Raw genomic sequence first — 24,668 nt, 5'->3', positions numbered from 1 at the left:
TAGGCGCCAAATGCTCTCCGGCCGGACAGACGCCATACCGGGAGCTCCGATGGAACAACGATGAACGCCGTCACCACCATCCGCGCCGCCTCGACCAAACCGCTCGAGCTCACCATCCTCATGCCATGCCTCAATGAGGCCGAGACGCTTGCCGTCTGCATCGGCAAGGCCAAGGCCTTTCTCGACAAGACGCAAATCTCAGGCGAGGTGCTGATCGCCGACAACGGCAGCACCGACGGCTCGCAGCAGATCGCAGCGGCAAGGGGCGCCCGCGTCGTGCAGGTGGCGCGAAAGGGTTATGGCGCCGCGCTCCTGGGCGGTATCGCCGCCGCCAGAGGCCGCTTCATCATCATGGGCGATGCCGACGACAGCTATGATTTTGGCGCGCTGGAAGCGTTCGTCTCGCGCCTGCGTGACGGCGCCGATCTGGTCATGGGCAACCGTTTCCAGGGTGGCATCGAGACCGGCGCCATGCCGCCGCTGCATCGCTATCTCGGCAATCCGGTGCTCAGTTTTGTCGGCCGCCTGTTCTTCCGCATCAGGACAGGTGATTTCCACTGTGGCCTGCGTGGGTTCAACACCGAGAGCATCAGGAAGCTCGACCTGCAGACGACTGGCATGGAATTCGCGAGCGAGATGGTGGTGCGCGGCGCTCTTGCCGGCCTGCGCATCGAGGAAGTGCCGACCACGCTCAAGCCTGACGGCCGCAGCCGGCCGCCGCATCTCAGAACCTGGCGCGACGGCTGGCGGCACCTGAAGTTTCTGCTGGTATACAATCCACGCTGGATGTTCTTCATTCCTGGCACGGTTCTGTGTGGTCTCGGCACGCTGTTTGCGGCGCTGCTTGTGTTCGGGCCGCTTAGAGTGATCGACAATCTGTCGCTCGACCTGAACACCTTCGTCGCCGCCTGCTTCATGGTGGTGACCGGCGTCCAGCTCATCACTTTCGGCGCCATTTCGCGCTACTATGCCGAGATAACCGGCATCCTGCCGCGCAGTCGGCGTTCCGAATGGCTGACCAGAACCATGAGCACCGACCGTCTCGCCGCCAACGCCGGCATCTGCTTTGCCGGCGGCGTCCTGTTCTTCGGCTATGCCGTTCTGCGCTGGGCACATCTTGGTTTCGGCCCCCTGGACGATTCCGAAATCCCCCGCATCGTCGTGTTGGGATTGAGCCTGATAGTCATTTCGTTCCAGGCATTCTTCTCGGCATTTCTGCTCGGGGTCCTCGAAATACCGGTTACGCGGCTGAAAGCTGGCTCCGCCGGCCACTCCGACAATCCGTCGTCGCGCGAAGACGCATGAGCCAAGCGCTGCCAGTTTTCGTCCAGACGCGCATGTTCCGCTTCCTGACGGTCGGCCTCGGCGCCGCCCTGCTGCTGTTCGTTCTTTCGTGGCTCCTGGTTTCACTCGGCCTTTCGCCCTTCATCGGCAGTGTCATCGCCTATGCGATCACGGTCCTTGTTGCGTATTCGGCGCAGCGCGGCTGGACATTTGGTGGAAAGCACGACCATGCCCGCGCCATGCCGCGTTATTTTGCGCTGCAGGTTGGATGCGCGGGGTTTTCGGGCCTTGTGTCGCATGTGGCGGTAACACGTTTCGGCATGTCGCCTCTTTCCATGTCCGCCTTGATGACGATCGCAGCTAGCGCTGTAAGCTTCGTCCTGTCCTCCCTATGGGTGTTTCCGGCGCGTGGCTAATGCATGTCGCCCGAAAGTCCGCGGACTTGACCCGAGGGCGCGGTGATTTCGGGAAAACGACATGCATAAAGAACAAGGGCTTAAAGCGTGTTGCACGAATCCTTTCAGACGCGACGCGCTTTGGCACGTTTTGCGTCCGGTTTTACGCTTTGTTGAACTGACCGGCGCTAGCCTACGCCGTTGAACACAGGCTGAAAGCCATCTCATGCCCGATGCTGTAATGCCTTCCAAAGGGACTGCTCGTATTTCCTGGCGAACGGACCTCATGCTGGCGCTGCTTGCCACGCTGGTGGGGCTCGCCATCAATGCCTCGGTCGGGTTTCCGGAACTGACCAACGCCCACGGCGACAACGACAGTCTGCTGCGTCTGGTCGAAGTGCGCGACTTGCTGGCAGGCCAAGGTTGGTTCGATCTGCACCAGTACAGAATGGGGCTCGAAGGCGGCTTCGTCATGCATTGGTCGCGGCTGGTCGACGCGCCGATCGCCGCCATCATCCTTGCCGCGTCGGCCCTGACCGGCGACATGGGTCTAGCCGAGAACGTCGCCCGAGTGCTGTGGCCGGCGCTGCTCTTCTGCCTGGCGGTGTTTTTCATCACTCGCGCGGCGCGCAGTTTCGCCGGCGAGAGCGCCGTGCTGCCCGCTGCTGTCGTCGGCGCCGCGGCGCTGCATTTCATCGGCATCTTCTCGCCAGGCGCGCTCGATCATCACAATGTCCAGCTCATGCTGACCATGGCCAGCCTCAGCCTGCTGCTTGAAGCCCCTACGCGCGGGCCGGCGGCGCTGTTCTCCGGCGTGTGCGCCGCGCTGATGCTGGCTGTCGGCATGGAAACCGCCCCTTATGTCGCCACCATCGGTGCCTGCGTCGCGATCCTGTTCGCCTTCGACGCAAAGGGCGAAAGACGGATTGCCAGGGATTTCGGCCTTGGTTTTGCCGGCGTTTCCGCCCTCGTCTTCGTCGCCACTGTTCCCGTCTCCGCCTGGGGCCAGGCACGATGCGACGCCTTCTCGACCATGCAGTTCGTCGTCGCGGTACTGGCCGGAACCGGCCTTGCCGCGATAGCCTCGATCGAGGTCGCCGGGCGCACGCGCCGGCTGGTGTCGCTTGGCGTCCTTGCGCTCGCGTTGGGCACAGTCGTCGTGGTGCTGTTCCCGCAATGCCTGGCGGCTCCCTACGCGGACCTCGATCCGCGCCTCAAGGAGCTGTGGCTCGATCATATCGACGAAGCCCAGTCGCTGTTCGAGCTTGTCGTCCACGATCCGGCCAGCGTGGTGGGGCGCTATGCCACGCCGGCGGTCGCGCTCGTCCTGATGGCGCTTCGCCTTGGCCGTGGCCGCTGGCGGCGGCAGGACAGCCTAGTCTGTGCGCTGCTTGTCGTGGCGTTCGTCGTCAGTGCCTGGCAGGTGCGCGGCTCGACATTCTCGGTGGCGTTGGCGGTCATCCCGCTTTCCGCCTGGATCGCCAGCTGGCGTCAGCGGGCCGAGGCCAGCCCTTCGCGCAGCGTGGCGCTGCGCATGGCCGCTGTCTGGCTCGTCTCGGTGAATGCCGTCTGGACGGGCGCAGCGGCGGCGACCTCGGGGGCGTTCGGAGCCGACAACACGGTGGTCCATGACGGTGGTGCCGACATGGGCTGCCAGGGCCAGGCCTCCGTTGCAGCGCTTGGCCATTTGCCGGACACCACGGTGCTGGCAATTTCCAATCTCGGATCGCCGATCCTCGCCTATTCCGGCCATCGCGTCTTCGCCGGGCCCTATCATCGCAACATCGCCGGAGATCTGCTTGCGCTCGACGCCTTCCTGGGGTCGGGCGTCGATGCCAGGACGATCGTGGAAACGCATCACGTCGGCCTCGTCGCCCTTTGTCGGGGCAGTGTGGAAAGCAAGCTTCTCGCCGCCAAGGCGCCGGAGGGTTTTCTTGCCGGGCTGATGCGCGGCAGCGTGCCGGACTGGCTCGAACCGGTCACGCAAATCGGCGGCGGTTCCCTCGAATTGTACCGCGTCCGGCTCGACCACTGAAGCAACTCTTCACCTGTGAAAGAAATCGATTTGGGATACGTTTCCTAAACGGTTTGCTGCCAGTCTCGGAACGGCTCCGACGTCAAGACAGGGACACCGATGCAAACGACGTTTGGCACCGGCCAGGCAAGCCGGGAAAGCACGGATCTGGCCTTTACCGATCCGTTGACCGGGCTTGGCAATCATCGCCGCTTCTTCGACAAGGTCGATCGCCTGATCAGCGACCGCGCCGACGATCCGGCGCCGTTCACCGTCGGCATCCTTGACCTCGATGGCTTCAAGCCGATCAACGACCTGTTCGGACACAAGGCCGGCGACGACATCCTGATCCAGGTGGCGATGCGGCTGCGCGCCTCGATGGACGGTCACTCCATCGTCTGCCGCATCGGTGCCGACGAGTACGCCTTCCTCTATCCGATGGTGTTCAGCGAGGAGGCCGCGGCCGAAAGGTCACGCATGCTGATCGAGATCCTTTCGGCGCCCTACGATGTCGGCGAACGCACCGCCAGGCTTTCGGCCTCGGTTGGCTGTTCGATGTTCTATTCGGGCGACGAGACCACCGAAATCTTGGTCAGCAAGGCCGAGACGGCGCTGTACCATGCCAAGCGTTCGGGGCGCGGACGGGTCGTCGTCTATAGCAGAGAGATGGAGGAGGCGGCCAAACGCGTCACCCGCATCGAGCAGGCCTTGCGACGCGCCGTCTCGGCCGGCGAGGTCGAGCCGCATTTCCAGCCCATCGTCAATCTTAGGACTCGCCGCATCATCGGCTTCGAGACGCTGGCGCGCTGGGCCGATCGCGACCTCGGTTCGGTCCCGCCGACGGTCTTCATTCCCATCGCCGAGGAGCGCGGCATCATCGGCCCGCTGTCGCAGCTTGTGCTGCGCAAGGCGGCCGAGGCGGCCAGGAGCTGGCCGAAAGATCTGTTCCTGGCCTTCAACCTGTCGCCATCGCAACTCGTCGACCAGAACACCGGCCTGCACATATTGGCGATCCTCGACCGCACCGGCTTCGACCCGCGCCGGCTGGAGATCGAGATCACTGAGACCGGCCTGATGAACGATCCGGCCTCGGCCGAGAAGATCGTCGAGGATCTCCGTCGCGTCGGTATCCGGGTCTCGCTCGACGATTTCGGCACCGGCCAGTCCTCGCTCGGGCGCCTGCGCGAATTCCATTTCGACAAGCTCAAGATCGATCGCGCCTTCGTCTCCTCCATTCTCGACGACCGCCCGTCGGAACACATCATCCGGGCGATCCTGGCCATGTGCGAGGGGCTCGGCATGGACGTGGTCGCCGAAGGCATAGAGCAGGAAGCGCAGGCCGAGCGCCTTGTTCAGTTCGGCTGCGCCGGCGGGCAGGGATTCCTGTTCGGCAGACCGGTCGATGCCGATGCCACACTCGCCTATTTGCGAAATTCGGTTCGCGGCGCCTTGCGCACCAAGGCGATCTGACGGCCAGTTGCGCTGCCGCCGCAACGTGCCCTTTTGTCAGACATAAGCCCAAAAAATTTGCATTTCACGCTTGCTACCCAGACATGGCTGGATAGGATGCGCGCCGACCAAACCACAGCGCCGCGTCCGTTTGGGACCCGCAAAGGACGCTGCAGTCTTTTCTATCTTGCGGAGAAGAAACATGATGCCATCGGCGCGCTTTGCCGACCTTGAAGGCGCTTCGGTGCTGATCACCGGCGGCGGCTCCGGCATCGGCGCTGCGCTGACCGAGGGTTTTTCCCGCCAAGGGGCGAAGGTCGCCTTCATCGACATCGCCGACCGCCCAAGCCTAGCGCTTGCCGACCGCATCGAGAAGGATCTCGGCCGGCGACCCCTCTATCTCAGGACAGACATACGCGACATCGAGGCGCTGCGGGCATCAGTCGCCGCCGCCGCCGAGGCGCATGGCGACATCACCGTGCTGGTCAACAATGCAGCACTCGACGACCGCCACGCGGTGGAAGACGTCACGGTGGAATTCTGGGACAACAACCAGGCGATCAATCTGCGTCCGCATTTCTTCTCCGCACAGGCGGTGGCGCCGGGCATGAAACGGGCCGGCGGCGGCTCGATCATCAACTTCACGTCGACGTCGTTTCTGATCAACCACCCCGACATGCCGGCCTATACCGCGGCCAAGGCCGGCATCGTCGGCCTGACCAAGGGGCTTGCCGGCAAGCTTGGCGCCGACGGCATTCGCGTCAATGCGATCGCGCCCGGCTGGGTGATCACAGAGCGGCAGAAGGAGCTCTGGGTTTCCGAACAGGCGCTCGCCGCCCACGTTGCCAAGCAATGCATCAAGCAGGTGATGCAGCCGGAAGACATTGTCGGCACGGTGCTGTTCCTGGCGTCGGACGCTTCGCGCATGCTGACGGCTCAGATGCTGATCGTCGATGGGGGCTTTCTGTGAGCTTGGGATTTCCGGGCAAGGCGCCGGCAGTCGCGGCCGTCGATTGGGGCACCACCCGTCTCAGGGTCTGGCTGATCGATGAGGCTGGAAACGTCCTTGCCGAACGCCGCGGGGACGATGGGCTGATCACCGCGCATGCTGCAGGCTTTTCGACCATCCTCGAAGGACATCTGACGGCGATGGGTGCGCCGGAAGCGATGCCCGTCATCATCTGCGGCATGGCCGGCTCCCGCCAGGGCTGGCTGGAGGCGCCCTATGTTACCGTGCCGGCGCCGATTGGCGCCATCCTGGCGGATGCTGCGCGCATTCCCGGCCAGCGCCGTGACATCCGCATCGTGCCGGGCCTTGCCCAGCGCCAGGCCGACGCACCCGACGTCATGCGCGGCGAGGAAACGCAGCTTGCCGGCGCTGGTTTGCCGGCAAAGGGCCGCCATCTCGTCTGCATGCCCGGCACTCATTCCAAATGGGTTCTGGTCGAGGACGGCACTGTTGCCGGCTTTGGCACCTGGCCAACCGGCGAGCTGTTTTCGGTGCTGGCGGCGCATTCGATCCTGCGGCACTCGCTGGGCGAGCAGCCCAAGCCGGTTGCATCAGGAAATCCGTTTTTCCGGCGCTGGTGCGAGCAAGCGCTGGCCGAGGGAGGCGATGTCACGTCGAGACTGTTCTCGATCCGTGCCGCGGGCCTGCTGCAGGATCTGAAATCCGACGATGCAGCTGCTTGCCTGTCCGGCCTGCTGATCGGCGGCGAGGTCGCCTCCGCCAGCCGACGCCATGGGAAAGGCGCGTCGTCCGTCGTGCTGGTCGCTTCCGGCGCGCTCGGCGCGCTGTACGCTGAAGCGCTTGGCCTTGCCAGGCTTGCGGTTCGGGCAGTCGATGCCGATGAGGCAGTGCGTGCCGGCTTGGTCGAGGCGGCGCGCGAAAATGGCATGATTGCCCAGACATGATCGACAACAGCGGAGTTGCCGCATGACCGAGACCGCACCTTTTCCCAAGCTCGGGCGCGGGCTTGTCGCCATCCTGCGCGGCCTCAGGCCGGACGAGGCGTCGGCCGTCGGCCGGGCGATCTTCGAAGCCGGCATCGAAGCGATCGAAGTGCCGCTCAATTCGCCGGACCCGTTTGCGTCGATCGCCAGCATCGTCGAGGCGCTTCCAGCGACAGCACTGGTCGGCGCCGGGACTGTGCTGACATCAGCCGACGTCGATCGCCTGCACAAGGCCGGCGGGCGGCTGCTGGTCAGCCCCAACATCGATGCCGAGGTGATGGTCCGCGCCATGACATACGGCATGGTGACGATGCCTGGTGTCTTCACGCCCACCGAGGCGTTCCAGGCCATCCGGCTCGGCGCCTCGGCGTTGAAATTCTTCCCGGCCAGCGTGCTTGGCGCGGCTGGCATCGCGGCGATGCGCGCCGTTTTGCCCGCCGAGACGCTGGTCGGCGCGGTCGGCGGCGTTTCGGAAAAGGACTTTGCCGGCTACAAGGCAGCCGGGGTCAGCGTCTTCGGTCTCGGCTCCAGCCTGTTCAAACCTGACCTGAGCGTCGACGAGGTGGCCGCGCGGGCTCGTGCTGCCGCAGTAGCGTGGGATGCGGCGTTCGGAAGCGCATGATGAACGAGGCCATCGTTTCCGCCTTTTCCGATCATGTCTGCCAGCTTGGCGAGGGGCCGAGCTATGATCCCGTCACCGATACGCTCTACTGGTTCGACATCGTCAACGGCCAGCTCCTGGAAAAGCGCCTTTCCGGCGGTACGGTCAAAATCCACGAGGTTGGCCAAATGGCCAGCGCGATAGCCGTCATTGACGACAACCGGCAGTTGATCGCTACCGAGACCGGCTTGCATGTCCGCGACGTAGCGACCGGCAAGATGACGCTGCACACAGCGATCGAGGCCGACAATCCGGTGACGCGCTCGAACGATTCACGCGTCCATCCCTGCGGCGCCTTCTGGGTCGGCACGATGGGCAAAGGCGAGGAAAAGGCCGCCGGCTCGATCTACTGGTTCTTCAGGGGTGAACTGCGCCAGCTCTATTCGGACATCACCGTGTCGAACTCGATCTGCTTTTCCGAAGATGGAACGGTCGCCCATTACACCGATACCAGCGCCGGGCTGCTGATGCGCGTCGGCTGCGATCCGGCGACCGGTCTGCCGGCCGGCGAGCCGCAGATATTCGTCGATCACCGCAGGGCCAAGGGCTATATCGACGGTTCGGTGCTCGACCGCGACGGTATTCTTTGGAACGCCTGCTGGGGCGGCGGCGTGATCGAAGCCTACGGACCCGACGGTAGGCTCGTCCGTTCGGTCGCGATGCCGGTGACGCAACCGTCCTGTCCGGCCTTTGTCGGCAGGAATGCCGACCGGCTGGCGGTCACTTCCGCCTGGTCGGGCAAGGACGAGAAACAGCGCCTGCTGGACCCGCAAGCCGGCATGACGTTTCTGCTCGACATTCCGGTCAACGGCCGCTTCGAGCCGCGCGTGCTGATCGCCTAGACCATCATCCCGAAAAGATCATGATCAAACAAGAAGACCGCGCCTGCACTGTCGTGCAGGCGTCCGGCTGACGTCGGTTCCACGAAAGCCTGATACATTCGCCGTGCGATGGTAGGCGATCGCGCTGCCAGGATACGATCATCCCCAGGAACCGTTCATCGCATGTCAAGCCGCAAGCCGAAGCTGATCCTTGTCTACGAGCCGGAAAAGGCCTGCTTCGAGCGGCTGGTCGCCGACGGCCACGTGCCGGCGCGCGCCGCCGAAATCGCGTCCTATCTGGCGCAGTCGACCGACATTGCCCCCGAGTTCAACGCGCTGGCCGCAGCCTGCCAGGCGCGCGGCCTGTCCTTCGCGCCGGTGGCGCTCGACGATGCCGCAGGCGCGCTTGACGGCGAAGACCCGCTGACCACGCTTGTCTGGACGCTGACCGACGGCGTTGCGTATTTCCGCGGTGGTGCAGCACCGGCTCTGGCAAGGCTGAACGGGCTGAAGGTGCTCGGCGCCGATGATGCGCTGTTTGCGGTCTGCCAGGACAAGTTCCGCTGCGGCGCGGTGCTCGGCGCGCTCGGCCTGCCGGTGCCGCACGCTGGACTGGCCCGCGACGGCCGCTGGCTGGTCGAGCCGCCGCCTTCGCCAATCGGCTGGTTCGTCAAGCCGAACCGACTCGGTGCCAAGATCGGCATCTGGTCGGATTCGCGCAGCAGTGATCTTGGCCACGCGCTGGAACTCAGCCGGCGTGTCTTCGCCGCCTTTCGCGACGATGTCGTCGTGCAACCCTATGTCGCCGGGCGCAATGTGCGCGCCAGTTTTCTGGGCCTGAAGCCGGATACCGGCGTCGAGGCGCTCGGCATCGCCTTTGTCGATTCGGGCGGTGACTTCCAGACTATGGAGGACAGCTTGGCGCTCTACGGCGGCACCGGCGCGGCTGCCAAGGCGGCGGGAACATATGCCGAGCCCGGACTACTGCCGGTCGTCGCCAGCCAGCCGCGAGCCGATGCAAAAATCCGACGGATCGCGGAAAGCCTGACGGCCGGGCTTGGCCTGCGGGATGTGTTTTCCATCGATTTCCGGGTCGAAGCCGACGACAGCGTCCATCTCATCGAGTTCGAGGTCTGCCCCGGCCTGCCCTGCTTCGATTTCCGCACCTATTGCCGCACGCAATGGGAGATGGGCCTCGCCGATGCGATGGCCGAGACCGCCGCTAGCCGTCTTCTTGCCTCGCGAACGAAATGAGCTGCGCCCGCATGCGCAACTGCGCCGGGGACCTTGTCTCTACAAATAGCTTGCGTTCCCGCATTTCACTTAATAGGGTGTTAAGTGAAGGAGAACTTGGTGAAAGCCGACCCTGCGACATTCCCGGAGGTGGCCGCGCTGGCGGCGACGGATGCAGACAGGGCGAAGCACGTCGGCGCGCGGATCAAGGCCATACGCACGGCCCGGCGCATTTCGCTTCGCCAGCTGGCCGACATGATCGGCACGACGGCGAGCTTCATCAGCCAGCTCGAGCGCAATCTGAGCGGAGCCAGCGCCAGCACCCTGATGCGGATCGCGGCTGCGTTGGATCTCGGCATCAACGACTTGTTCGAGCAGACCGAAGGTGGGTTCCACAAGGTGCTCACGAGAGCTGACCGCCCCCTGCTGCCGATCAGCCATGGTTGTCGAAAGACGTTGCTGTCGCGGCGGCCGATCCATCAATTCGAGGTCTATTCGGGGGATTTCGACATCGGTGGCTCGACCGGTAACGACGCTTACACGCATGGCGGCAAGCACGAGATGTTCGTCGTTCTGAAGGGGACAGTCGAGCTGACGCTGGCGGACGAGCGCTTCGTCATGAACGAGGGCGACAGCATCGAGTATGCAACCTCGACGCCGCATCGCACGGTGAACATCGGCAAGACGCCGGCGCAGGTGCTCTGGATCATCGCGCCCCCGACCAGCGGCGCGGCGGAACTCAATCAATACACGCCCGGACAAGGCTCGCAGCCGGGCGGACCGAAGTAATGCGGGTACACGTAAATGGGAGATAAAACATGAAGAAGATCGTGACCGCGCTCGGGTTGCTGATGATCACGACCGCAGCGCTTGCACAGAGCAAGCCCGTGGCGGGCGAGGTGGCCGAGGGCTCGCTGAAGGACAAGACGCTTACCTTCGTCTCGTATGGAGGTATCTATCAGGATGGTCAGATCGCCGCGCTAAAAGAATTCGTCGACAAGTCCGGTGTGACGCTGCTCAGCGACGGGCCGACCGAAATCTCGAAATTGCAGGCGCAGGTGGAATCCGGGAATGTGACCTGGGACGTTGTCGATACCGGCGATTTCCCGCCCTACGTCTATTGCGGCAAGCTGTTCCAGAAGCTGGACTTCTCGAAGATCGATACGTCCAACATTCCGGAGGGCCAGACCAGCGAATGCAGCGTGCCGGCCATGAACTATGGCGTCGTGCTGATGTACAACACCGAAAAGTACAAGGATAACCCGCCCAAGAGCTGGAAGGATTTTTTCGACATCGAGAAGTTCCCGGGCTCGCGCGCCCTGGAGGGCAGCGGCGATCTGTCCGGTGGTATGGTCGAGCAGGCGCTGCTCGCGGCCGGCGGGTCAGTGGAAAACATGACGGTGGCCGATATCGACAAGGCTATCGAGAAGGTGAAGTCGCTCGGTCCGGACACGATCTTCTGGAAGACCGGCGCCGATTCCCAGCAACTCGCCGAATCCGGCGAAGCCGACATGATCGCGATGTGGACCGGTCGGGCCATGACCGCGGTGAAGAACGGCGCGGCGTACACGCCGGCGTGGCAGGACTGGCTGGTCGTGATGGACCAGATGACCATTCCGATGGGCGTCAAGGACCCCGACGCGGCGCACGCGCTGATCAACGCCTATGTCGGCAAGAGCGCGCAGGAGACGCTTGCAAAAACCACCTCGTATACCCCGATCCACAAGGACGCGAAGCCAGAAGTGGACGAGGTCACCGCGGCGTTCATGACCAACACGCCGGACAAGCTGAAGCTTGGCTATCAGCAGAACATCAAGTTCTGGGTGGAGAATTTTGAGGTGGCGAACGAAAAATGGAACGCGTTGATGGCAGGCAACTAGGTTCGCCGCCGTGACGGCGGGAGCTACCGACAGCCGGACCGCTGTTCCGGCTGTCGCGGCAGACGACCGGCGGCGCTGGTTTCGGGGACAGGCCTTCTGGCTTGTCGCGCCGGCGCTGCTGCTGCTCGTCGTCTGCCTGGGCCTGCCGCTCGCCATCGTGACCTTGCGCAGCTTTTCCGAGCCGCAATGGGGATTACAGAACTATGCGTGGTTTTTCGGCACGCCGGTCAACCTGACCGTACTTCAACGGACCTTCGCGATCTCCGCCTGGGTGACGCTGGTGTGTCTCATTGCCGGCTATCCCTATGCCTACCTGATGACTGCGGTGGGACCCAAGATGCGGCTCATCCTCATCCTCTGCGTGCTGGTGCCGTTCTGGGTGAGCGGCGTGGTGCGCACTCTGGCATGGGTCATCCTTTTGCAGGATTCCGGTGTGATCAACTCCGTCATCCGGGCCGCCGGCCTCGGTCCGGTCAAGCTGATCCGCACGCAAACGGGCGTGGTGATCGGCATGGCGCAGGTGCTGTTGCCGTTCATGATCCTGCCGCTCTATTCGGTGATGAAGACGATCGACCTGCGGCTCATGCAGGCGGCACGAAGCCTCGGCGCGAACCCGGCGCGCGCCTTTGCCCAGGTCTATCTGCCGCTCTCGCTTCCGGGCGTCTACGCGGGCGCCATCATCGTGTTCATTCTTGCGCTCGGTTTCTACATCACCCCGGCACTGCTCGGCGGTCCGCGTTCGACCATGCTTTCGACCCTGATTCAGAACCAGGTGCTCAGCCTACTCAACTGGGGGCGCGGCGGTGCGATGGGCGTGGTGTTGTTGATAGCGACCTTCGTCCTGCTCGCGCTCGCAGCACCGCTGACGCGCCAACCGCACAAGACGGGCTCGAGGCGCTGATGAAACAGCCCGGTCGAATCCTGCTCGGTCTGTTCTGCCTGCTCGTCGCGGTCTGGCTTGTCGCACCGACAATCGTCGTCGTGCCGATGTCTTTCAACGACAAGAAGTCGCTGGCCTTTCCGCCATCCGGCTTTTCCTGGCAGTGGTACCAGAACTTTTTCACCAACCCCGAATGGTCGGCGAGCCTGGTCGGCTCGCTCAAGGTAGCCGTCGTCACGGCGGTGTTCGCCACCGTCATCGGCACGCTGGCGGCATTCGGCCTCGATCGCATGAAAAGCCGCGTCAGCGGCGTGCTTCGCGCACTGCTGATCACGCCAATGGTGGTGCCGGGAGTGGTGCTGGCCGTCGGAATCTACGCCGTCTATCTCGATACGCAGCTGGTCGGCACCATGACCGGCTTCGTGCTGGCCCACACGATGCTCGCCGTCCCTTTCGTCATCATCGCTGTCTCCGCCAGCCTCGAAGTCTTCGACAAACGGCTGGAGACTGCCGCGGCGAGCCTCGGCGCGACCCGCCTGACGGCGTTCAGGACGGTGACGTTGCCGCTGATCGCGCCGGGTATCCTGTCGGGCCTGCTGTTTGCGTTCGTAACCTCATTCGACGAGATCATCGTCGCGCTGTTCATCACCAGCCCTTACCTGAAGACACTGCCGGTCCAGATCTTCTCCAGCATCACCCGGGACGCCGACCCGACCGTTGCGGCGGTGGGCACGCTGCTCTTCATCACGACGTCGCTGGTGATCGGGGCGGGGCTGCTGATCGGTTCGAGACAGGGAAAACGTTGACATGGCCTCACCATCAGCCCGCGGGGCAGCCATCGATCTCAAATCCGTCAGCAAACACTATGGCAGCTTCGTCGCTCTCGACAAAGTCTCTCTGCACATCGAGCCGGGGGAGTTCATGACGCTGCTCGGGCCTAGCGGTTCGGGCAAGACGACCACGCTCAACGTCATCGCCGGCTTCACCGAGGTCAGCTCGGGTTCGCTTGATGTCGGCGGCAAGAGCGTCATCGGCGTGCCGGCCCACAAACGCAACATCGGCGTCGTCTTTCAGCATTACGCGCTGTTTCCGCACATGACAGTGAGCAGGAACGTCGCATATCCGCTGACCTTGCGCGGAATCGCCAATCCCGATCGCGAGGCCCAGGTGCTCAAGGCTCTGGACATGGTGAAGATGGCGGATTTCGGCCACCGCTTCCCCAGCGAGCTCTCCGGCGGGCAGCAGCAGCGCGTCGCGCTGGCCCGCGCCATTGTCTTCGACCCGCCGCTGCTCTTGATGGACGAGCCGCTCGGCGCGCTCGACAAGAAATTGCGTGAATGGCTGCAGCTCGAAATCAAACGGATCCACCGGGAATTGGGCACCACCTTCGTTTACGTCACGCACGACCAGGAGGAGGCCCTGGTCCTCTCGGACCGCATCGCTGTCTTCAACCAGGGGCGTGTCGAGCAGATCGGCACCGGTCGCCAACTCTACGACGAGCCCGAGACCCTTTTCGTCGGAAAGTTCGTCGGTGATTCGACGATATTGCGTGGCCCCGCCTGCACCTCCGGCGACGAAACCGCCATCGACATAGCCGGACGGAAAGTGGCCGCCGCGAAACGCCTTCCCAATGGCGCCAAACCCGTGATGCTGCTGCGACCGGAGAAGCTGAGCCTCGCCAGACAGGGGAAGGGCGGACAGGATCTAAACACTCTGCCCGGGCGCATCGGCGAGGCCATCTATCTCGGCTCGGGCTCCAAATACGAAGTCGTGCTGGCCGACGCCTCAAAGGCGATCGTGCGCTCGACGCTGGACGCCGAAACCTTCGCCATAGGCGACGAGGTCGACCTCGTATTCGCGGGTAGCGACGTGAAGCTGCTGGCGGACGACGAAAACGCCGATTTCACCCTGACCTGAATGCTTTTCTGGAAATCGCAACAATGGACGTGAAGAAGAACGGCGACGTTTCATTCTGGTATGCCGACATCGGCGGCGTGCCCGGCTATCGGCCGCCGCTGCAGGGCGATATCGTGGCCGACGTTTGCATCGTCGGGGCCGGCTATACCGGCCTTTGGACCGCTTATTACCTGAAGCAGGCAGCCCCGCACCTCAACATTGTCATCGTCGAGAAGGAGTTCGCCGGGTTCGGTGCTTCGGGGCGCAATGGCGGCTGGTTGTCCGGCGGGTTCTCATGGTCGCGCGAAAAATATGAACAGGCATCGTCGCGCGCTGGAGTCGTCGCCATGCAGGCGGCGATGACGGGTACGGTGAACGAGGTCATATCGGTCGCTGAAGCCGAAGGCATCGACGCCGACATTCGCCGTACCGACGAACTGCTGGTCGCGACCAACGAGGCGCAGGAGCAGCGCGCCAAGGCGATGTATGCCGACGCCATATCCTGGGAGCTGACCGACGAACGCGTGGGGTATATCGATGCTGCGGAGACCCGCCGGCGCATAGCGGTACACAATGCGCACGGCGCCTTCGTCATCAAGAAAGTTGCGCGGGTTCAGCCCGCAAAGCTGGTGCGGGGGCTCGCGAGGGCAGTGGAGCGCCTCGGGGTTCCGATCTACGAACAGACGACCGTGCTGTCGATCGAGAAGGGCAAGGTCGCAACCAGCCGGGGCGTGGTGCGCGCCGAGAAGATCGTGCGGGCGACTGAGGGCTTCACCGCGGGAATTGCCGGCCACGAAAGACTCTGGCTGGCGCTCAACAGCGCCATCGTGGTGACCGAGCCGTTGTCCGAAAAGCTGTGGAGCGAAATCGGCTGGGATGGCTACGAGGTTCTCGGCGACGCCGCGCACGCATACTGCTACGCTCAGCGCACCCGGGAAGGACGCATTGCCATGGGCGGGCGCGGGGTGCCATATCGCTTCGGCTCGAAGACCGACGTTCGCGGCGTCACCCAGCAGGCGACGATCGACAAGCTGCACAAGATCCTGACGACTCTTCTGCCGCAGACCAAAGGGCTCAAGCTCGACCATGCGTGGTGTGGAACGCTGGGCGTGCCGCGCGACTGGTGCACGACGGTGGGCTTTGACAGGCAGACCGGAATAGGGTGGGCAGGCGGCTATGTGGGCCTGGGCGTTTCCACCTCGAACCTCTCGGGACGTACATTGCGGGATCTGCTACTGGGCAACGACACCGATCTGACACGACTTCCCTGGGTCAATCGAACCGTGCGCAAATGGGAGCCGGAGCCGTTGCGCTGGCTCGGCGTCCATTCCATGTATCAGCTCTATCGAATTGCCGACGAGCGGGAAGCAAAGGGGCTGCCGCGCACATCGCGGCTGGCGGCCCTGGCCGATCGCATCACTGGGCATTGAACCGCATCACCTCAAGGACCCAGGCATGATCGACTTCAAGACCTTCGCGCACCTTGCGCATATCGACCTCGGCGATCCCCAGCCGAAACCCACGTCGGTGGAGGGCGATCAACTGGAAGCAGTCAACACCCTCTGGGCTTCGGATGACGGCAAGATCGAAGTCGGGGTCTGGGAATGTTCGCAGGGCCGGTTCACCGCGCGCCGAGACACGAATTCCGAGATTTGCCACATCGTCTCCGGTCGGGTGACGCTGCATGATCGCGACGGCGCGGCCAAGGATGTCGGACCCGGCGAATTGCTTGTCCTGCCGCTTGGCTGGGAGGGCGAATGGACCATCCACGAGAAAACGCGCAAGCTTTACATCCTGCATTCGGTCTGATCGCCGCAAGTGAATGCCTCGCTGGCGTTTGCGATAGAACCATGCACGCCGCGGCGGTTGCGCTGGAATTAATTAAAACCCCTCGACCAGCACGATCTCGCCGTCGGCCACCTTCTGTCGAATCGCGGCGGCGCGCTGGTATTCGGGCGAGTGGTAACAATCGTGCGCCGCAGCCAATGACGGAAACTCGATGATCACGTTGCGGTCGCGGCCCGGCCCCTCAGCCTTTTCATGCGCGCCGCCACGGGCCAGGAATTTCACATCGAAACGGTCGAAGGCCAGTTTGGCGGCGGCGACGTAGTCCTTGTAGCCTTCCGCATCGCGCACATCGACGCGGGCGATCCAATATCCCTTGGGCATTTTTGTTCTCCGAAGCTCCCTGGGCGTTAGGCCGAGCGCATTTCGTCAAGGATCGCTTCCGCGACCGTCCGCCTGTCGGCGGCACCGACGATCGGCCGGCCAACGACGAGATGGCTGGAGCCGTTGCGGATCGCCTGCGCAGGCGTCACCACGCGTTTCTGGTCGCCATGGTCGCTGCCCTTGGGCCGTATTCCAGGCGTGACGACGGCCATGTTGGGTCCGACGATCCGGCGCACCGCTTCCGCCTCCTCGGCCGAGCAGACGATGCCGCCCATGCCGGCATGCAGGGCCTGCTCGGAGCGCCTCAGCACCAGCGTATGCGGGTCATATTCATAGCCGGCGTCGATCACGTCCTGTTCGTCCATCGAGGTCAGCACGGTGACGCCAAGCAGGCAGAGGTCGCTGCCCCTGGCCGCCTCGACCGCGGCCTTCATCGTCTTCGGATAGGCGTGCAGCGTCAGCATGGTCATGCCCATCCTGACAATGGCCTCGACACCCTTGGCGACCGTGTTGTCGATGTCGAGCAGCTTCATGTCGAGGAAGATCCTGGTGCCGCCGCTGGCGAGCTCGCGGGCGAAATCCAGGCCGCCGGCGAAGGCGAGCTGATAGCCGATCTTGTAGAAGGAGACGACACCGTCGAGCTCGCGCACCGCCTTCTCGGCTTCCTTCAGCGTCGGCACGTCGAGGCCGACGATCAGCCTGTCTCGCATGGTGTCTTCGGCGTGGATCAAGTCTCGATCCGCGTGGACAGCATGCGCGAGGTTTCGATCAGCGTGCGGCATAGGTGCTCCATCGATCTGTGCAGTCTCTCGTCCCTGAAATTCCCGTCCTCGTCGAAGGCGCTGCCGCCCTCCGGCACCGAGCACTCCGGCGTCACAACCTCCATCTGGCAGCGCACCAGCACGGCGCGCAGATGGTTGATGCAGCGTACTCCGGCGAAGTGTCCCTTGGAAGACGAACAAAGACCGGCGGGCTTGCCGGCGAAAGGCCTGAGCGCCCGCCCGCCATCCTTGCGAACCCGGCTCACCCAGTCGATGCTGTTTTTGAGCAGCGGCGGGATTGAGCCGTTATATTCGGGCGTCGCAATCAGCAGCCCGTCATGGGCGGCGATCTGCCGGGCAAGGTTGATGGCGTTTTCGGGAACGCCTTTTTCGTTTTCCAGATCCTCGTCCAGGATCGGCAGCGGATAGTCGGCAAGCGAGATGCGGGTCACCTCGGCACCCTGCATGGCAAGTTCCTTCTGCGCCAAATCGGCGGTCCTGCCGCTGTAGGCGCCCATGCGAATCGAGCCCGCGAAGACGAGAATTTTCGGGATCACTGCCATTGGCCACCTTTGTCAGCGGACAGGTATAGGCCAAGCACGCCTCAAATCCCAAATACTGATCAATGCGCCCCGCGCCGGTAAATCCAAAGCTGCGTCGGCGGGATGTTACGAATGACGAAATGGAAATGCTCGACCGTGTAGTCACCGCGGCCGGGCGGGATCGGCGACAGCGGGCCGTAGGTCAGCTGCACGACCGGGCGGCCTGTCGGGATGCGGTCGAGAAGGCTTTCGATATAGGCGATGCGCTGGGTGACCGGGAAATTGAGCAATGGCACGCCGGAGATGACTGAATCGAACTTCAGGCCGCTCTTGTTGCCGAGCGTCGCATCGAGATTGAAGGCATCGCCCTCGATGACGTTAACCCCGGGATAGAGCTGGCGCAGATGGCGCACGAAATCGGTGGAATATTCGACCGCATAGAGATTTTCAGGTTTAACGCCCTGGGCGAGGATGGCTCGGGTGATGACGCCGGTGCCGGGTCCGACTTCGAGCACCGGCAGGCCCGATTTCGGGTTGACGACGGAGGCCATCTTGCGGGCGGTAATGGAACTGGTCGGCACGATCGAACCGACCGCCTTCGGCTTGTCGATCCAGCCCTTGAAGAACTTCAGTTCGTCGTCGAACTTTTCCGCCAGCGCCTTTCGCAATCCGGGACCATGTGCCATGCAAGTTCTCCTGAACGCTCCCCCGAGACGCTACTTAGCAGCTACGGGGTCCAAGGCAAGGCGGATGCCGGTATAAGATGTTGATGACGCTTGGGAAGCTTCCGCTAGTGTACTCTATACCCGATTGGCAAGAATAGGCATCAGCGCTCGCCGAAGGTTTCGAAAAAGTCCTTCATGCGGGCGAAAAACCCGCTCGACTGGGGCGAATTATCCTTCGAGGAAAGCTGCTCGAACTCCTCCAGCAGCTCGCGCTGGCGGCGGGAAAGGTTTTGCGGCGTCTCGACCGCGGTCTGGATATAGAGGTCGCCGACGTTGTGCTGGCGCAGCACCGGCATGCCCTTGCCCTTGAGGCGGAACTGGCGGCCGTTCTGGGTGCCTTCCGGCACCTTCACTTTCGTCTGGGTGCCGTCCAGTGTCGCCACCTCGAAGGAGCCGCCAAGGGCGGCGGTCGTCATCGAGATCGGCACCTTGCAGTAGAGATCTGCGCCGTCGCGCTGGAAGAATTCGTGCGGCTTGACCGCCAGGAAAATATAGAGATCGCCCGACGGGCCGCCGCGCAGGCCGGCCTCGCCCTCATTGGCAAGGCGGATGCGGGTGCCGTCCTCGATGCCGGCCGGGATGTTGACCGACAGCGAGCGCTCCTCGGTGACGCGGCCTTGGCCGGCGCATTTCGGGCACGGCTCCTTGATGGTCTGGCCACGCCCCTGGCATTGCGGGCAGGTGCGCTCTATCGAAAAGAATCCTTGCGTGGCGCGCACCTTGCCGTGGCCGTTGCACATCGAGCAGGTGACGGGCTGGGTGCCGGGCTTGGCGCCGCTGCCGGAGCACTCCGTGCAGGAGATCGAGGCCGGCACGTGGATCTGCGCCGTCTTACCGGTGAATGCCTCCTCCAGCGTGATTTCCATATTGTAGCGCAGATCGGCGCCGCGCTCGCGTCCGCTGGACGAACGGCGCTGGCGTCCGCCCATCATGTCGCCGAAAATATCCTCGAAGATGTCGGCGAAACCGCCGGCGCCAAAGCCTTGCGCCCCGCCATTCATGCCGCCCTGTTCGAAGGCGGCGTGGCCGAAGCGATCGTAGGCCGCACGCTTCTGCGGGTCCTTCAGCGTCTCGTAGGCTTCGTTGATTTCCTTGAACTTGTGCTCGCAGGAATGGTCGCCGGGATTGCGGTCGGGATGGAACTGCATGGCGAGCTTGCGGAACGCGCTCTTGAGCTCCTTCTCGTCGGCCCCCTTTTGCACGCCCAGCGTTTCGTAGAAATCAGCTTTCATCTTTTCCTGCAGTCCGGATATTCAACGTCTTGAAGCCCTGTTGCGTCGTTCGCCGGCACGCAGTTCCGATTTAGGTGCGATGGGCTCGGGATGCCAGTGTCGGCGCGGGGTTGCCCGCATTTTTTCCGTTAAGGCCGCACTTTTTCGTCCAGAGTTGCAAAAAAGCCCGGCTTTGCGCCGGGCTTTTTCCGCTTTATCTGCCCTCAGGCGGTTCAGGCCGACTTCTTCTTGTCGTCGTCCTCGTCGATTTCCTCGAAGTCGGCATCGACCACGTCGCTGTCCTTGGCGGCGTCCGCCTTGGCGTCAGCCTCCGCGGCTTCCTTCTGCGAAGCCTCGTACATGGCCTGGCCGAGCTTCATCGAAGTTTCGGCGAGCGCCTGCGTCTTGGCCTCGATCTCGGTCGCGTCGTCGCCTTCGGCAGCGGTCTTCAGCGCCGCGATCGCATCGGCGATCGCCGTGCGGTCGGCCTCGGAAACCTTCTCGCCATATTCCTTCAGCGACTTCTCCGAGGAATGGACCAGCGCCTCGGCCTGGTTGCGGGCCTCGACCAGCGCGCGCCGCTTCTTGTCGGTCTCGGCATTGGCCTCGGCGTCCTTCACCATCTTTTCGATGTCGGCGTCCGAAAGGCCGCCGGACGCCTGGATGCGGATCTGGTGCTCCTTGCCGGTGCCCTTGTCCTTGGCCGAGACGTTAACGATGCCGTTGGCGTCGATGTCGAAAGTGACCTCGATCTGCGGCACGCCACGTGGCGCCGGTGGAATGCCGACCAGGTCGAACTGGCCGAGCGCCTTGTTGTCGGCGGCCATCTCACGTTCGCCCTGGAAGACGCGGATGGTCACGGCTGACTGCGAGTCCTCGGCCGTCGAGAACACCTGGCTCTTCTTGGTCGGGATCGTCGTGTTGCGCTCGATCAGGCGCGTGAACACGCCACCCAGCGTCTCGATGCCGAGCGACAGCGGCGTCACGTCGAGCAGGAGCACGTCCTTGACGTCTCCCTGCAGCACGCCGGCCTGGATGGCGGCGCCCAATGCGACGACTTCATCCGGATTGACGCCCTTGTGCGGCTCCTTGCCGAAGAACTGCTTCACGATCTCCTGGATCTTGGGCATGCGGGTCATGCCGCCGACCAGGACGACCTCGTCGATTTCGCCAGCCTTCAGGCTGGCATCCTTGAGCGCCGCCTTGCAGGGTTCGATGGTGCGCTGGACGAGATCCTCGACCAGGCTCTCGAACTTCGCCCGCGTCAGCTTCAGCGTCAGGTGCTTGGGGCCGGTGGCATCGGCGGTGATGAAGGGCAGGTTGATTTCGGTCTGCGTGGTGGACGACAGCTCGATCTTGGCTTTTTCGGCCGCTTCCTTGAGGCGCTGAAGGGCGAGCTTGTCGTTTCGCAGGTCGATGCCCTGTTCCTTCTTGAACTCGGCCGCCAGATATTCGACCAGGCGCATGTCGAAATCCTCGCCGCCGAGGAATGTGTCGCCATTGGTCGACTTCACCTCGAAGACACCGTCGCCGATTTCGAGCACCGAAATGTCGAACGTGCCGCCGCCAAGGTCATAGACGGCAATGGTCTTGCCTTCCTTCTTGTCGAGGCCGTAGGCAAGTGCGGCCGCGGTCGGCTCGTTGATGATGCGCAGCACTTCGAGGCCGGCGATCTTGCCGGCATCCTTGGTGGCCTGGCGTTGGGCGTCGTTGAAATAGGCCGGAACGGTGATGACCGCCTTCTCGACCTTCTCGCCGAGATAGGCTTCCGCCGTTTCCTTCATCTTCTGCAGGATCATCGCCGAGATCTGGCTGGGCGACTGCTTCTTGCCGCCGGCCTCGACCCAGGCGTCGCCATTGTCGCCCTTGACGATCTTGTAGGGGACAAGCTTCTTGTCCTTGTCCGTCACCGGGTCGTCGTAGCGGCGGCCGATCAGGCGCTTGACCGCGAAGATGGTATTTTCAGGATTGGTGACCGCTTGGCGCTTGGCCGGCTGGCCGACGAGGCGCTCGCCATCGCTGTTGATGGCGACGATGGAAGGGGTCGTGCGCGCGCCTTCCGCATTCTCGATGACTTTCGACTCCTTGCCGTCCATGATGGCGACGCAGGAGTTCGTGGTTCCCAGATCGATACCGATTACTTTTGCCATTTTTCTAGTCTCTCCGCTAAGCAGGCTCTCAGGACCCGTACAGGCGTTCCGACGAAAGCCCCTGTTCACAAGAAATCCCGTTCCGGCAACCGGCATTCCGGCGCCGAACGGCTTGGCGCGTATATAAGAACAGGCAGCATCGGGCGCAAGCATTCTGCGCAACGCGGCCAACATCCTTTGCCGCAACCGCCCCCGTGGGGGAACGGAGGCGGCCCGGCCGGGGACGTCCTCTGGCCGTGGCTCGAAGAGCCCAGGCCGTCCAGCGCCCCCCATGAACCTTTCCGCCCCCGTCCGCGACTGATGCTCAGGTGCCGCGTGGCGCGGCCTCGGAAAGGAAAGCCCCATGCCTGGAAACCCAGAGGCTCCGCGGTCTCCGGGAGCAACGCGAGCACAGCGCGACCACCGATTTCGGGACGGGGTCGACGCGCTAGGCTTCCCGCTGCTTCCGTTGACCCTGCTCAAGAGCCGGCGTATCGTCACTATGAGGAAAGCATACAATTCGATCAGGGAAAAACGTGCCGGAACGTCGCGCCTTGCCCTGATTTGCGCGGCAAGACCGGATGTTTCTCCCGTCGCCCGCGGGGGGAATTCCATGTCTTGCGACCACGGCTCGTTCGTGCGCTCTCGTGCTGGCCGCTTGCGCCGCACGATCCAAGTAACCAGTGGATTCCTGGCGCTCGCCACCAGCCTGTGGCTGGGTGATGCCGCCCGCGCGCAGGAAACTCAGATCATCTATCCAGGCTCGATGGCGGTGACCGGATTTTCCGGCACCGTCATTCCCAATTTTGAAGAAGGCTCCAATTTTGAAGAAGGCCTGCCGCCCGGCATCGATCCGGTCGACGAAACCTTTATCGACACGACGCGCGCAACCTTGCGCGTTTTCGACGTTTCAAGGCTCGGCGGGCCGGCCTCCGGCCAGCTCGTCTTCACGCCGCCGCCCTTCGAAGTGACGGCCGGGCAGATCGGCCAGGTGTTCGGCATCACCTATGACGACGGCGTCCGCGACGGCGTTCCCTCAGGCATTCCGAACCTCTACGCCGGCGCCACCTCGCTGCACGGCATCCGTATCGTCACATCGGACGAAGATGCGGACGGTCGCCCAGAGCGCCAGCGTCGCGGTGCTGCCGGCGCCACCTTCATGGATGGTCAGTTCGGCACTGAGAACGGTGGCGGACCGGGCACGATCTGGAAGATCGACGGCATCACCGGCCAGGTGAGCAAGTTCGCCGACATCGACACCAACAGCGGTCCCGGCGTAGGCGACATCTCGTTCGACAATATTCACCGCCAGTTCTTCGCCAGTGACCTCGACACCGGTCTCATCCACCGCATCGATGCCAATGGCGCGCCGGTCGACACGTTCGACCACGGCGTTGCCGGGCGCCCGGCGCACGGGCTCGCCCCGCTTGCCGACGATGGCTCGGTGATGGACATAGAGGGCGAGGTCTTCGACAGCGAAGACCCTGATAGTTGGGGCTCCACGCAGGACGAGCGCCGCGTCTGGTCCGTCGCCTACCATGGTGGCCGCCTCTACTATTCGGTCGGCGAAAAGGCCGAGATCTGGTCGGTTGGCGTTGCCCGCGACGGCAGCTTTGCCAGCGAGCCGCGCTGGGAGCTGACGGTCAAGGCCGACAAGGACCACGCTGTCACCGACATCGCTTTCGATATCAGCGGCTTCATGTACCTGGCCCAGCGCGGCCCGGTGGAAAACCACTACGACTACAGCTGGTTCGCCGATTCCGGCAAAGGCGAGGTCATCCGCTACTGGCGCGAAAACCCGGACGATCCGGCGACGGAATCGGTCTGGGTGGAAATGCCGCAGGAATATGCCGTCGGCTTCCCCAAGGACAACCGGCAGTCGGCCGGCGGCCTCGACCTGCAATATGGCTATGACACCGAGGGTAATCTCGACACGAGCGTCTGCACCGACACGCTGGTCAAGTCAGGCGACAAATTGCGTGACAATCCAGCACTCGCCGAACAGCTCGCCGGTGGCGGGCCGCTGGCCGTGCACGGCGTGCAGATCACGCCGACGGCGCTGGTTAAGCCGACCAACGTGTCGCCCTTCGGCTCGTGGTTCATCGACTTCGACGGCTATTTCGAAGACCCCGAGGTTGAAGGTCCCGACGTTCGAGGTCATGTCGGCGACGTCGAGGTCTGGCGCCCCTGCGAGGGCCGTGCCGGCTACTACGAGCAGATACCGGGCGGCGGTTACCTGCCACCTTTCTATCCGCCCTACTTTCCGCCCCCCGGTGGCGTGCCTCCTTGCCTCGATATCGAGGATGTCAGGTATTTCTGCACGCCTTCCGGCCTCGAGGCGGAACTCTTTCTCCACGACCCTGCCGGCTTCGGCGGCGATTCGGTCAAGGCTCTGTCCAGGACGCCGGGCGTCGCGGTGACGTCACCACTGTCGCACGTTCCCGGCGCTCCCCACACGATCGGCATCACCGGCCATCATCCTGGCGAGACGGTCGACGTCGGGCTCTGCTTCTACAGGCAGTCCGACCGCGACAAGGGCGGCTATTTCCCTTGCTGCAAGATGACCGTGCCGCTCAGAACCCCAGCCATCAGCTGCGAACGTTGAGGAGCGGGAAGATGAGCATTTCAGCACGTTCACCGCTCGCCCCGAGCAATCAATCAACCA

At 63.6% G+C, this 24,668-nt stretch carries 23 protein-coding genes; 17 read left to right on the top strand and 6 right to left on the bottom strand.

Annotated elements, in window-relative coordinates:
• Positions 1-60: 60 nt before the first annotated feature.
• The 16 genes from AC0NID_RS05600 to AC0NID_RS05525 all read left to right on the top strand — a co-directional run bounded on the left by AC0NID_RS05600 (position 61) and on the right by AC0NID_RS05525 (position 16,275).
• Complete coding sequence (locus tag AC0NID_RS05600) at positions 61-1,305, top strand: glycosyltransferase family 2 protein (protein WP_473451659.1); 1,245 nt, start codon at positions 61-63, stop codon at positions 1,303-1,305.
• Positions 1,302-1,700, top strand: a complete 399-nt coding sequence (locus AC0NID_RS05595; protein ID WP_473451657.1) for a GtrA family protein — start codon at positions 1,302-1,304, stop codon at positions 1,698-1,700. Before AC0NID_RS05600 ends, AC0NID_RS05595 begins: the two co-directional genes overlap by 4 nt.
• A gap of 265 nt (positions 1,701-1,965) precedes the next feature.
• On the top strand, positions 1,966-3,714 hold the full coding sequence (locus tag AC0NID_RS05590) for a GtrA family protein (protein ID WP_473451655.1): 1,749 nt from the start codon (positions 1,966-1,968) through the stop codon (positions 3,712-3,714).
• Between the two features lie 99 nt (positions 3,715-3,813).
• Positions 3,814-5,163 (top strand): putative bifunctional diguanylate cyclase/phosphodiesterase, encoded by a 1,350-nt coding sequence (locus AC0NID_RS05585; protein ID WP_473451653.1) that lies wholly within the window; start codon positions 3,814-3,816, stop codon positions 5,161-5,163.
• Positions 5,164-5,344: 181 nt separating this feature from the next.
• A complete protein-coding gene (locus AC0NID_RS05580; protein WP_473451651.1) occupies positions 5,345-6,112 on the top strand; it encodes an SDR family NAD(P)-dependent oxidoreductase in 768 nt (255 codons plus the stop codon).
• Positions 6,109-7,056, top strand: a complete 948-nt coding sequence (locus AC0NID_RS05575; RefSeq protein ID WP_473451649.1) for a 2-dehydro-3-deoxygalactonokinase — start codon at positions 6,109-6,111, stop codon at positions 7,054-7,056. Before AC0NID_RS05580 ends, AC0NID_RS05575 begins: the two co-directional genes overlap by 4 nt.
• Before the next feature lie 22 nt (positions 7,057-7,078).
• On the top strand, positions 7,079-7,717 hold the full coding sequence (locus AC0NID_RS05570) for a 2-dehydro-3-deoxy-6-phosphogalactonate aldolase (protein ID WP_473451647.1): 639 nt from the start codon (positions 7,079-7,081) through the stop codon (positions 7,715-7,717).
• Positions 7,717-8,598 (top strand): SMP-30/gluconolactonase/LRE family protein, encoded by an 882-nt coding sequence (locus AC0NID_RS05565; protein WP_473451645.1) that lies wholly within the window; start codon positions 7,717-7,719, stop codon positions 8,596-8,598. The genes AC0NID_RS05570 and AC0NID_RS05565 overlap by 1 nt, the downstream gene beginning before the upstream one ends.
• A 162-nt stretch (positions 8,599-8,760) precedes the next feature.
• Positions 8,761-9,831: a D-alanine--D-alanine ligase family protein gene (locus AC0NID_RS05560; RefSeq protein ID WP_473451643.1), complete on the top strand. Its 1,071-nt coding sequence runs from the start codon at positions 8,761-8,763 to the stop codon at positions 9,829-9,831.
• Between the two features lie 99 nt (positions 9,832-9,930).
• A complete protein-coding gene (locus AC0NID_RS05555) occupies positions 9,931-10,599 on the top strand; it encodes a helix-turn-helix domain-containing protein (RefSeq protein WP_473451641.1) in 669 nt (222 codons plus the stop codon).
• A 29-nt stretch (positions 10,600-10,628) separates the two neighbouring features.
• Positions 10,629-11,690 carry an extracellular solute-binding protein gene (locus tag AC0NID_RS05550; protein ID WP_473451639.1) on the top strand — a complete coding sequence of 354 codons (1,062 nt, stop codon included), beginning with the start codon at positions 10,629-10,631 and terminating at the stop codon, positions 11,688-11,690.
• Between the two features lie 10 nt (positions 11,691-11,700).
• The gene (locus tag AC0NID_RS05545; RefSeq protein WP_473451637.1) at positions 11,701-12,591 is read left to right on the top strand and encodes an ABC transporter permease; all 891 of its coding nucleotides are present in this window, start codon (positions 11,701-11,703) and stop codon (positions 12,589-12,591) included.
• Positions 12,591-13,376 carry an ABC transporter permease gene (locus AC0NID_RS05540; protein ID WP_473451635.1) on the top strand — a complete coding sequence of 262 codons (786 nt, stop codon included), beginning with the start codon at positions 12,591-12,593 and terminating at the stop codon, positions 13,374-13,376. Before AC0NID_RS05545 ends, AC0NID_RS05540 begins: the two co-directional genes overlap by 1 nt.
• A 1-nt stretch (position 13,377) precedes the next feature.
• Positions 13,378-14,487, top strand: a complete 1,110-nt coding sequence (locus tag AC0NID_RS05535; RefSeq protein WP_473451633.1) for an ABC transporter ATP-binding protein — start codon at positions 13,378-13,380, stop codon at positions 14,485-14,487.
• Positions 14,488-14,510: 23 nt separating this feature from the next.
• Positions 14,511-15,896 (top strand): NAD(P)/FAD-dependent oxidoreductase, encoded by a 1,386-nt coding sequence (locus AC0NID_RS05530; protein ID WP_473451631.1) that lies wholly within the window; start codon positions 14,511-14,513, stop codon positions 15,894-15,896.
• 25 nt (positions 15,897-15,921) lie between these two features.
• A complete protein-coding gene (locus tag AC0NID_RS05525) occupies positions 15,922-16,275 on the top strand; it encodes a cupin domain-containing protein (protein WP_473451629.1) in 354 nt (117 codons plus the stop codon).
• A gap of 72 nt (positions 16,276-16,347) precedes the next feature.
• Here AC0NID_RS05525 and AC0NID_RS05520 read toward each other — a convergent pair whose 3' ends face one another.
• From AC0NID_RS05520 to dnaK, 6 genes are all read right to left on the bottom strand, one after another.
• Positions 16,348-16,635 carry a DUF1330 domain-containing protein gene (locus AC0NID_RS05520; RefSeq protein ID WP_126036476.1) on the bottom strand — a complete coding sequence of 96 codons (288 nt, stop codon included), beginning with the start codon at positions 16,633-16,635 and terminating at the stop codon, positions 16,348-16,350.
• Between the two features lie 26 nt (positions 16,636-16,661).
• On the bottom strand, positions 16,662-17,345 hold the full coding sequence (gene pyrF, locus AC0NID_RS05515; RefSeq protein ID WP_473452627.1) for an orotidine-5'-phosphate decarboxylase: 684 nt from the start codon (positions 17,343-17,345) through the stop codon (positions 16,662-16,664).
• Positions 17,346-17,362: 17 nt separating this feature from the next.
• Positions 17,363-17,959 (bottom strand): NADPH-dependent FMN reductase, encoded by a 597-nt coding sequence (locus AC0NID_RS05510; protein WP_473451627.1) that lies wholly within the window; start codon positions 17,957-17,959, stop codon positions 17,363-17,365.
• Between the two features lie 59 nt (positions 17,960-18,018).
• Positions 18,019-18,624: a phospholipid N-methyltransferase PmtA gene (gene pmtA / locus AC0NID_RS05505; RefSeq protein ID WP_473451625.1), complete on the bottom strand. Its 606-nt coding sequence runs from the start codon at positions 18,622-18,624 to the stop codon at positions 18,019-18,021.
• Positions 18,625-18,764: 140 nt separating this feature from the next.
• Complete coding sequence (dnaJ, locus tag AC0NID_RS05500; protein WP_473451623.1) at positions 18,765-19,895, bottom strand: molecular chaperone DnaJ; 1,131 nt, start codon at positions 19,893-19,895, stop codon at positions 18,765-18,767.
• A gap of 212 nt (positions 19,896-20,107) precedes the next feature.
• On the bottom strand, positions 20,108-22,024 hold the full coding sequence (dnaK, locus tag AC0NID_RS05495) for a molecular chaperone DnaK (RefSeq protein ID WP_473451621.1): 1,917 nt from the start codon (positions 22,022-22,024) through the stop codon (positions 20,108-20,110).
• Between the two features lie 592 nt (positions 22,025-22,616).
• Here dnaK and AC0NID_RS05490 point away from each other — a divergent pair.
• The gene (locus AC0NID_RS05490; protein ID WP_473451619.1) at positions 22,617-24,608 is read left to right on the top strand and encodes a hypothetical protein; all 1,992 of its coding nucleotides are present in this window, start codon (positions 22,617-22,619) and stop codon (positions 24,606-24,608) included.
• Positions 24,609-24,668 lie beyond the last annotated feature (60 nt).

Source organism: Mesorhizobium sp. WSM4821 (assembly GCF_055901555.1).
This window is presented reverse-complemented; position numbering and strand designations above follow the sequence as displayed.